Below are 9,522 nucleotides of genomic sequence, written 5' to 3' on the forward strand. Positions count from 1 at the left end.
CTCGCGGCCCGCGCCGAACCCGAGGCGGCGAGTCGGCACTGGCCGCCGTGGCCCACGGCGACTTCCTCGCTCTCACCGGTGAGCCCCTGGCCCTGGTCGGCACCACCGGACCCGGGTCCGGCAACTGCCATACGTGGGTGCGGGTGTTCTTCGGCCGCCCGTTGCCGTCACAGGGCTGGAAGATCCACATATCGGCCGCGGGTCCCGCCGTCCAGAGCGTTCTGGACGCGACCGCCGCTGTCTGCACCGCTCGCGCGCGGCTTTCTCATACCTGCGCAGCGGCCGACTGCCGGCCGTGTCCAACTCCGAGTACGCCCACCGCGGTTCCCCGGGGAAGTTCATCACCGTCCACCTTGTCGACGGCGGGGAGCTGAAGACACTCCTGGACGCCCTGGCCGTAGCCCTCCTCGACGGCCGTGCCGGCCTGCTCCCCTTCCTGGCAGCCGCCGGTTGCGGAGTCACCGACACGCCGGTACTCCAGGGCCACCTTCGAGACCTCCGGCGGCACGTCGTACCTCACGGTGACCGTCTCGCCATCCCCGGTGCACAGCTGGTCCGTCTGTCCATGGCCCTCGCCACAGGAACGGCCGGCGCACTCCCGGCGAGGGGCGGCGCCCACCGCCGCGCCGACCACCTCTTCCCCTGCTCGGCGGTCCGTATCCGGCCACCTGCCCCTGAATCCCGCCGCCGCAGCGCTCCCGGTCCGGCGAACCGCTCACCAACGGAAGGAGGTGCCTCCGCAGCCTTCCGCGATCTCCGGCGACTCGAAACCGTCGGCGAAGAACACGGCGTACTGCTCGCCGGTACCGGTGGCTTCCAGCGTCACGACACCGGCCTCAACCGGGTCTCGGTCAACCCCGCCAACTGTGCGCGGGCCCGTTTGACGCCCTCCTTGAAGCCCTGCCGCTCCGCCTCGTCCCGTGCCTCCCGGGCACACGCCATGGCCGACTCCGGCTCTCCGAGCACGAGCAACGCCTCGCCCCGGGCGAGCCACAGCAGCACGTGCCGCAGCGCCACCAACCCCGTCCCCCCAACCAACACCGTCAGCCCGTACGCCGTACATCGCTCCGCCTCGGCCGCCTTGCCCCGTGCCAGGAGCTGATGGGCACGGACCTCCAGCGCGAGGAGCTCCGTGAGCGAGTCACCGGCGTCGCACGCCAGCGCGGCCGCGCGGGTGACGCTCGCGAGCGACGCCTCGGTGGCACCGCCGTAGGCCAGCGCCATCGCCAGGTTGACCAGCGCGGTCGCCTCACTGGACGTGTCGCCCGCTCGGGCCGCCAGTGCCGGGGCCAGCTCAAGATGGGCAAGGGCCTCCGGCAGCCGGTCCTCCTCCAACAGGACCCAGCCGAGCAGCGTTCGGACGCGGGCCTCGGCATCCGGGTCACCGAGCTCCGAGGCGGCGCTCAGGGCCTGCTCCAACTGGGGGACCCAGCCGTCCCTCACATGCCAGGTGAGGTAGGGCCACTGGAGGACGACCAGCCGCCAGGCCCGGTCGTCGTGGCCGGCGGCACGGGCCACCGGGACCAGAGCGCTGAGATTCTCGCGCTCGGCGGCGTACCACCGCAGCGCGTCGTCGCGGCCGGTGAACCGCCTCGGCTCCGAAGGGACGTAGGCGCCCCCGGGCAGCGAGCAGCAGGGCCGGTCCTCGGGCGCTGCGGCGGTGGCCGCTGCGAGTGCGGTGACGATGTAGTGGTCAAGGAGCCGCAGCAGGGCCCCCTCGTCGGCGGCCAGCCCCCGCGCGTACAACCGGACAAGGTCGTGCAGGGAGTAGCGGCCGGGCACGTACTCGGTGACCAGGTGGGCTCCGGTGAGCTGGTCGAGCGCCTCGCCCGCAGCAGCAGGACCGCAGTCGCACAGCGCCGCCGCCGCGTACCGGTCCAGGTCGGGCCCCGGCAACGCACCGAGCCGGACGAACAGCCGCGCCGCCCCTGGCGGCAGCCCCTGCAAGGTGAGCCGCAGGGCCGCCGAGACACCTGATTCCTCGCCGTCGTCCAGCGACAGCAGGGAGAGCCGACGCTGCTCGTCGGCGAGCTCGGCGGCCAGATCCGACAGCCGCCAGCCCGGCCGGGTCACGAGCCGTGCGGCTGTGATCCGCATCGCGAGCGGCAGTCCGTCGCACAGCGCGCACAGCTCGACCGCGGCCTCCGGTTCGGCCGCCACCCGTCCGCCACCGACTGCGGCCGCGAGCAGCGCCACGGCGTCGGCCGGTCCCAATACGTCCAGCGGTACCGGCTTGGCCAGTTCGTAGACCATCAAACCGCTCAGGCGCCATCGCGACGTCACCAAAGTGGCCGTGCGCGTCCCGAAGGGCAGGAGCGGGCGCACCTGATCGGCGCTGCGGGCGTTGTCCAGGACGACGAGCAGCGCGAGATCCTCGGTCAGTTCGCGGTACAGGGCCGCGGCTGCCACCACCGACTCGGGAATCCCGCGAGGCGGAATCCCGAGAGCGATCAGGAACTCCCGGACGACGTCGTCGGGGTGGACGGGCCCGCCGCCGAAACCCCGCAGGTCCGCAAAGAGCACCCCGTCCGGGAAGACCCCCTGCCGCTGGTGCGCCCAGTGCAACGCGAGGGCGGTCTTGCCCACCCCAGCGGCGCCGGTGACCAGCGCGATGGAGCCGTCCTCCGTGATCGTGTCGAGCGCTGTCAGCTCTTGGTCCCGGCCGTGGAACCCGCGCGTCGCTCGCGGCAGCAGACGCGGCACGGCACGCTGGAACACGGCCGGACCGCCCGCCACCCACCGCACGGTTTCCACACGTCGCGGGACGAGACTCCCGGGTGTGCCGGCGCTCTTCTCCTCAGCTTCGGCCCTGCCTCTGTCCCCGGCGCTGTCCGCCCGTATTTCCCGGTACGGTCGTCCGCCCGGGCCGACACCTTCGGCGGGGTCCGGGCAGTCGGCGGCCTCCGGGTGCTCGGGGTCGGCAGCCCGCCAGGCTTCGGTCGTCCCCGCCGGCCCCGACGGCGGAACCGCTCGGGGCGGGTCACCGCGGAGTATCCCCTCGTACGCCGCACGCAATGCGGGGCCGGGACCGACGCCGAGCTCGTCCGAGAGACGGCCGCGAGTGCGGAGAAACCAGTCGAGGGCGTCGGACTGGTGGCCCGCCCGGTACAGCGCGGTCATCAGCGCCGCCGCGAGCGGTTCCCTCAACGGGTACGCCACCGCCTCGGCCCTCAGCAGTGTCGCCGCCCGGAGATGGTCACCGAGCCCGCAGTACGCCTGCGCCAGCCGCTCGACCGTGACCAGCCGGGACTCCTCCAGAGCCTGGGCCGCGGCACGCAGCGCGGCACTTGGCACGGTCCCGGTGAGCGCGGGGCCGCGCCACAGGGCCAAGGCGCTCCGCAGCACGTCCACCACGTCCTCGGGCCGCTCCTCGTCCTGTCCGCGGCGGACGAGTTCCTTGAAGCGGTGCGCGTCAAGGAACTCGTCCGGCATCTCCAGCGTGTAGGCAGGCCCGCGCGTGACCAGCCGCACCCCGAGCCGGTCGGCACCGGCGAACAGCGCACGCAGCCGCGATATGTGCCCTTGAACGACGGTACGGGCGTGGGTGGGAGGGGCCTCCTCCCAGACCATGTCGATCAGCTGCTCCATGGGAACCACCGCGTTGGACCGCAGTAGTAACACGGTGAGTACGCTGCGCCGTTTGACCGGTCCGAGGGGAAGCTCCCCGGTGACGGACGCCACCCCCACTCCGCCTAGCAGCCGGAACTCCACTGCATCTCCCCATGTTTCACGGATGATGGAGGGTCAGGGTACGCGTGGTGTCGTCGGCTGTTTGTAAGGACTTTTTGGGGGGCGACTGTTGAGGGTTCAGCCGAGATGCGCCTCGAAGGGGCAAGGGGTTGATCTTGATGCGGCTTGGTGCGCGGTCGGCACAGTGGCGCCGCAGCAAATGCGTGTACCTCGCCCGGTCAGCCGGGACACTTCGTCACCGGTCGGAGCGATCGTGGCAGGGCCCCGTCGCCGGGGAAGCCGCGTGCGGCGCTGCTGTCAGGGGGTGGGGTGCAGGACTCCACCATGGTCGTGAAGCGGCGCAGATCGTCGTGCACGCGGGGCGGGTGGTGGCCCGGTTCGCTCCAGCGATGTCCGCTCGCCGCGAGTGCTGCGGCACGCAGCACGAAGTCCTTCGCGCGGGCGCGTTCCCGCTCCGTCGCACCCCAGGTCGTGGCTGCCGCCGGAGAAGATGGTGCGCACCGACCTAGGATGCGATCCCGGCCCTCCACCTGCTTGGAGAAGACGCATGACGGATGCGAGCACCGGCCAAGTGGTCGTGAACAGGGTGATGTCCCTCGATGGGTTCATCGCCGGTCCCGGCCACACGATGGACTGGATCTTCGAGCACATGACGTCGGTGACGTTCCCGGAGGTCATGGCGGCCACGGGCGCCATGCTCATCGGCCGGGGCACGTACGAGGTCGGCAAGCGCATGTCCGACGAGAACACCGATTACGACGGTGGGGCGCGGTTCGTCCTCACCCACCGCCCGCCCGACGAGCCGGACCCCAACGTCACCTTTCTCACCTGCGACATCGAGGAAGCCGTGGCCACGGCACGCCGTGCGGCCGGCGACAAGAACCTGGAGATCCTCGGCGCCGACCTGGCCGCCCAGTGTCTGCAGCGCGGCCTCGTCGACGAGATCCTGGTGTACGTGCTGCCGGTGCTGCTCGGCGACGGCGTCCGCTTCGCGCCGCCGGGCCTCGACCGGATCGACCTGGAACCGTTCAGCAACGTCCAGTCGGGCGGGGTCACCATGCTGCGCTTTCACGTGCGCAAGCAGCACGGTCGGAACTACTAGCCATGCTGTCATGCCCCCCTTCCCGTGGGACGAGTTCCCCACTCTCGCTGAACACCAACTGGCCTGACAGCGGCTGTAGTTCATGGCGCACATCGGTCGGGCTTCCCACGATCGAAGGGCACGCTCGGCTCGACCGGTGCGCTCCGTGCCCGGAGGAGGCCCCCGCTCCTCTGGGACGCGCACTCCCCGGCCCGGTCCGTCAGACGTCCGCCCCGGCCGCCCGCACGATGATCTTGCCCTGGTTCTCGCCCCGCAGCATGCCCAGGAACCCGTCCACGATGCCGCCGAAGCCCTCGACCACGGTCTCATCGAGCGTGACGCGTCCACTCTGCAGGTGCGGTACGACGAACTCGTACAACTCCTCCTGCACATCAGCGTAGTTGCGGACCAAGAAGCCCTCCATGCGCAGGCTCTTCTCGACGATGTCGGGAAGGTTGCGCAGGGCGTAGGGCGTGCCGGTGCTGTTGTACTGGGAGATGGTGCCGATCCGCACGATCCGTCCGTACTCACGCAGCGAGGAGATCGCCGCTTCGAGGTGCTCGCCACCGACATTGTCCAGGTAGAGGTCGATCCCGTCGGGTGCTGCCTTGGCGAGCAGCTCCGCCGCCGGGCCCGAGTGGTAGTCGAAGACCTCGTCGTAGCCGACGTGTTCGGTCAGGTAAGCGGCCTTCGCCGCCCTGCCCGCGCTGCCGACCAGCCGTCCCACGCCCATCAGCCGGGCGAGTCGCCCGGCGGCCGTGCCCACACCGCCGGCCGCCGCCGAGACGAACACGTCCTGCCCCTCGCGGAGTTCGGCGATGCGGGTGAGCCCGACGTAGGCGGTCAGGCCGGTGCCGCCGAGGATGCTCAGGTGCGCGGAGAGCGGTACGCCGTCGAAGCGGGGGATCGTACGCGTCTCTTCGGGGGTGACGACGGAGTGGGTACGCCAGCCCTGCCGGTGGAAGACGATCTCGCCCTCGCGGAGCGCCGGATCCCGGGAGGCCACGACCCGGCCGAGGGCGCGGCCCTCCAGGGGAGCGTTCAGTGCGAAGTCCCCGTCCATCATTTCGCGGTGGTAAGGGTCCACCGACCAGTACAGGTTCTCCACCAGCGCCGTTCCCGGGCCGGGTTGTGGCATCGCGGACTCGACGAAGGCAAAGTGCCCGGGGGTGGGGAAGCCATGGGGGCGGGCGGTCTGGTGCACGGTGAGCGTGGTCTCGGTCATGACGGTGACCGTACGGAGGAATGCGAAGGCTGGGGAGACAGTTGCGCTCATGGAACGGCCCGATCCATGAAGGGCCCTCATAGAAGCAGGTGGGACCCCTGATGACAGCCACGGCCCCCGTACCCCCCGCACCTACTGCGGCTGCCGCCACCGACCTCGCCCCGCACGAGCTCCGCATCCTCGTGGCCGTCGACCGCGAGCGCGGGTTCTCGGCAGCAGCCAAGGTCCTCGGGCTGACCCAGTCCGCGGTCTCGCACTCCATCCGGGGGACGGAACGCAAAGTCGGAACGGTCCTCTTCGAGCGGGGCCGCAAGGGCGCGACGCCCACCGCGGCCGGGGCCGCCGCCGCTGCCCACGCCCGCCGGATCCTGCGGCTTCTGGACATCCTGGCCGCGGAGGTCCGCGGTGCCGAGCGGGGCACTGCCGTCGGCCCGCTGCGCATCGCCGCATTCCGTAGCGCCGCCCTCCACCTGCTGCCACCCGTCCTGGAGCGCCTCACCGCCCGCCACCCCGGCATCGAGCCGGAGGTGCACGTCGTCCGTGAGCTGGGTGCGGGCACCGCCGGCGAGATCGCAGAAGGGCGCGCGGACGTGGCTATCGCAACGATCGGCGCTGCCTCGCTCTTGCCGGCCGGGCTCATCGGCGACGTACTCATCGAGGAGCCCTACTCGCTGGTGCACCCGGTCGGCCATCCCACCCCGCGGTCCCTGCCGCTGGTGGACTGGCACGAGAACTGCGGTTCCTACACCCGCCGGTGGTGGGCCGGGCAGGACTGGATTCCGAAGGCGACCGTCCTGACCGAGGACGACGGAGCGGTGCTCTCGCTGGTGAGCAGAGGCCTCGGCATGGCGATCATGCCCGCGCTCTCGCTGAACGGAGCACCGGACGGCATCGAGATCACCGACCTCGGACCCGAGCGCCCGATCCGTTCCGTGGGCTACGTCACCACCCCGGAGCTGGCCGCCAGCGTCTCCGTCCGCGCCCTGATCCGCGAGCTCAGAGCGGCCCGTCGGTGAAGGCGGGGCCGAACATGAGCGGGAGCAGAGAGCGCGCGCCTGCCCGGGCCGCAGGCACCCGAAGCCGATTCCACAGTGCCAGAACGACGACTGGAACGGGCAATCCGGTGCGACTCCGCGGAACACGGCCGCACCACGCAGAAGCGATCTGCAACGCGCCTTCGCCCCCCCCCGATTTCCCGGTAGCTGTGGCATCAACGTGCCCAGGGCAGCCATCCCAGGGCGTCGTGGGGCCGACGGGGACCGCTTCCGCCGCGCCTCACCCGGTACTTGTGCCAGGCCCGCCCACCGTGCAGGTACCGCTGACCGAGCCTTGCGGACGAGGTCCTCCAGTCCGGCCGTGGCACGCCCCAGCGGCTGCGCAAGGGCTGTCTGAATCCGGGTCGGGCGCACCCGTTGCCCGGCACGCCCGCTCGCGGCGTTCGCGCCTGGCGAGGACCTTTCGCCGCCTGCGATCGCACGCATCGGCGGAGGCCCCCCGTCCGCAGGGCCCCGGCGCCTACTGTGACCCGCATGACCATGGGGGACGAACTACTTCTGATCGCGATGGGTACCGGCAGACGGCGTCCACGGATCCGCTCCGAGGGACGTCTGCGGGTCGCCCTGCGGGCCGCGGAACTGTCCGAACTGTGCCTGGCGGGCCGGATCACCTTCGACGTCCGGCGGATCGCGGTCCTCGACACCGCGCCCGTCGAGGACCGCCGCCTCAACAACGTGCTGACCGAACTGTGCCGGGCCGACCCGCCGCCCTCGCTGTACGAATGGTTGCGCCTGGCTCCGCGCTCGCTCATCACCGAGTACCTCTCCCGGCTGGAGGACCAGAAGGTGCTCAAGTCCCGCCGTCGGCGCGACGCGGTCGGCCACACCCGGTACGAGATCCTCTCCGTCGACGCGGCGCGCCGCCGCCGCGTGCTGGACCGCCTCGACTCGGTGGCGCACTCCGGCCCGGAAATGCCCGCTGCCCCGTACGACCAGGCCCTGGCCCTGCTCGTCCGGGTGGCGGACGTGTCGACTGCCGCGTACCCCGGTGTGCGGGGCGCATCGCTACGCCGTCGCCTGGCTGCCCGTACCGAGGACGACACCCTCATGATCGGCGCCCCGCTCGACGGAGGAGACGCGGACACCCCGACCGTCCACATCCACCTGCCCGCCGGAAAGCTCGGGAAGCAACTCGTCAAGCTGTACAAGGACATTGCCACCGACACCCACGGACTGGACCAGGCACCGGACTCGGGCGGCTCCTCCGACGGCGGCTCGGGCAACGACTGAGGTCGGGCAACGACTGAGGCCGTCCCACGGAGGCGGGTCTTCCCCGCGGGCCGTCTCGCCGGCCCTGCTGGGACCCGCCCGCGACGACCCCCCTGGGTGCTCGCCAACCTGGCCGACAGGCCCCGTCGTCGGTGCCCGAGTGGGAGGATCGGCGGAATACGAACGGTGAAGGGGTGGGGCCGAGGTGACGACCGGGGACTTCAGTGTGGGTGGCCGCCCGCTCCACGAGCGGCTGACGGCAGGCCTGGCCGCCTACACCGACCTGGTGCTTGCCGAGGTCACTTCGAGAGTGCCCGCCTACGGTCTGCTGCCGGGGGAGGAACTCGGCGGCGACATCCGGCGTGTGATCGAACAGACCTTGCGTTCGTTCACCGAGGTCCTGCGGACGAAGGAGCTCCCCTCCCGCGACGAGCTGGCCTTTCTGCGGGAGTCGGCTGCGCGCCGTGCCGAGGAGGGCATTCCGATCGATGTGGTGCTCACCGCGTACCACGTGGGCATGCAGGTGGTGTGGGAGTCACTCACCCCGCATGTACGGCCGGGCGAGGTCACGGACGTGCTGGCCGCCAACGCCCTGGTCCTGCGCTATCTGGAACGGGTCGCACCCGCCGTGGGAGCCGGCTACCTCGACGCCCGGCAGACGGTGTTCGACGACGAGCACTCCGCACGCTGCGCACTGCTGTCCGCACTGCTCGACGGCGACCCGGCCGAAGCGGCGGCGACCCGGGCGGGACTGTCACTGCCGCCCGGCTTCCTCGTGCTCGCCCTCGCGGTGGGGATGCACCCCGACGAGCGGGCGGACGGGGTCGACGGTGCGGTGGCGGGTCGCCGCAAACTCCGACGTCTGCGCATGGAGCTGGAGCGGCACTTCCGTGGCCCGGTGCTGTCCTCGCTCACGGCGGACGGTGGTGTCGCCCTGCTGCCCGCCGAGGGGGGCGCCGACAGCGTCTCGGTGCGCGAGTGGTCCCGCCTGGAGCGGATCGTGGCCGACCTCGGGCGGGCGGCCGGAGCGGAGGTCGCCGCGGGGGCCGTCGCGGCCGGGCCGACCGCGGTGGCGCGGGCTGCGGTCACGGCCCGCGAGGTCCTGGAAGTCGCGCAGCTCTTCGAGCGCCCGGCCGGACTCCACCGACTGGAGGACGTACTCCTGGAGTACCAGCTGTCGCGTCCCAGCGAGGCCCTCGGCCCCCTCGCGAACCTCCTCGAACCGATCGGTGACGACCCGGAACTGCTGCGGACGCTGGAGA

General features: G+C 71.6%; 7 protein-coding genes and 1 pseudogene. 5 read left to right on the forward strand and 3 right to left on the reverse strand.

Annotation, left to right across the window (positions count from 1 at the left end; all coding sequences use genetic code 11):
* Positions 1–143: 143 nt before the first annotated feature.
* Positions 144–358: pseudogene (locus ACWGIG_RS33020) on the forward strand (class III lanthionine synthetase LanKC N-terminal domain-containing protein); the annotation flags it as partial.
* On the opposite strand, the gene ACWGIG_RS33025 reads toward ACWGIG_RS33020, so the two are convergent.
* Positions 266–520: a hypothetical protein gene (locus tag ACWGIG_RS33025; RefSeq protein ID WP_453325379.1), complete on the reverse strand. Its 255-nt coding sequence runs from the start codon at positions 518–520 to the stop codon at positions 266–268. The pseudogene ACWGIG_RS33020 and the gene ACWGIG_RS33025 sit on opposite strands and share 93 nt — an antisense overlap.
* A gap of 302 nt (positions 521–822) precedes the next feature.
* Positions 823–3,711 (reverse strand): AfsR/SARP family transcriptional regulator, encoded by a 2,889-nt coding sequence (locus ACWGIG_RS33030; RefSeq protein WP_453325373.1) that lies wholly within the window; start codon positions 3,709–3,711, stop codon positions 823–825.
* A 526-nt stretch (positions 3,712–4,237) separates the two neighbouring features.
* Here ACWGIG_RS33030 and ACWGIG_RS33035 point away from each other — a divergent pair.
* Positions 4,238–4,792, forward strand: coding sequence for a dihydrofolate reductase family protein (locus ACWGIG_RS33035; RefSeq protein ID WP_453325374.1), 555 nt, complete (start codon positions 4,238–4,240; stop codon positions 4,790–4,792).
* Positions 4,793–4,991: 199 nt separating this feature from the next.
* Here ACWGIG_RS33035 and ACWGIG_RS33040 read toward each other — a convergent pair whose 3' ends face one another.
* Positions 4,992–5,996 (reverse strand): NADP-dependent oxidoreductase, encoded by a 1,005-nt coding sequence (locus ACWGIG_RS33040; RefSeq protein ID WP_453325375.1) that lies wholly within the window; start codon positions 5,994–5,996, stop codon positions 4,992–4,994.
* 101 nt (positions 5,997–6,097) lie between these two features.
* Here ACWGIG_RS33040 and ACWGIG_RS33045 point away from each other — a divergent pair, with 101 nt between their 5' ends.
* From ACWGIG_RS33045 to ACWGIG_RS33055, 3 genes are all read left to right on the forward strand, one after another.
* Entirely contained in the window at positions 6,098–7,012 is a 915-nt protein-coding gene (locus tag ACWGIG_RS33045; RefSeq protein WP_453325376.1) for a LysR family transcriptional regulator, read from the forward strand.
* Between the two features lie 513 nt (positions 7,013–7,525).
* A complete protein-coding gene (locus tag ACWGIG_RS33050; protein WP_453325377.1) occupies positions 7,526–8,281 on the forward strand; it encodes a GOLPH3/VPS74 family protein in 756 nt (251 codons plus the stop codon).
* Positions 8,282–8,465: 184 nt separating this feature from the next.
* Positions 8,466–9,522 (forward strand): PucR family transcriptional regulator (locus tag ACWGIG_RS33055; protein ID WP_453325378.1); only part of this gene is annotated, 1,057 nt, incomplete at its 3' end.

Source organism: Streptomyces sp. NPDC054863 (genome assembly GCF_053610825.1).

Coding starts and splice junctions, on each gene's coding strand:
- ACWGIG_RS33035 (WP_453325374.1), top strand. CDS start 4,238: ATGACGGATGCGAGCACCGGCCAAGTGGTCGTGAACAGGGTGATGTCC.
- ACWGIG_RS33040 (WP_453325375.1), bottom strand. CDS start 5,996: ATGACCGAGACCACGCTCACCGTGCACCAGACCGCCCGCCCCCATGGC.
- ACWGIG_RS33045 (WP_453325376.1), top strand. CDS start 6,098: ATGACAGCCACGGCCCCCGTACCCCCCGCACCTACTGCGGCTGCCGCC.
- ACWGIG_RS33050 (WP_453325377.1), top strand. CDS start 7,526: ATGACCATGGGGGACGAACTACTTCTGATCGCGATGGGTACCGGCAGA.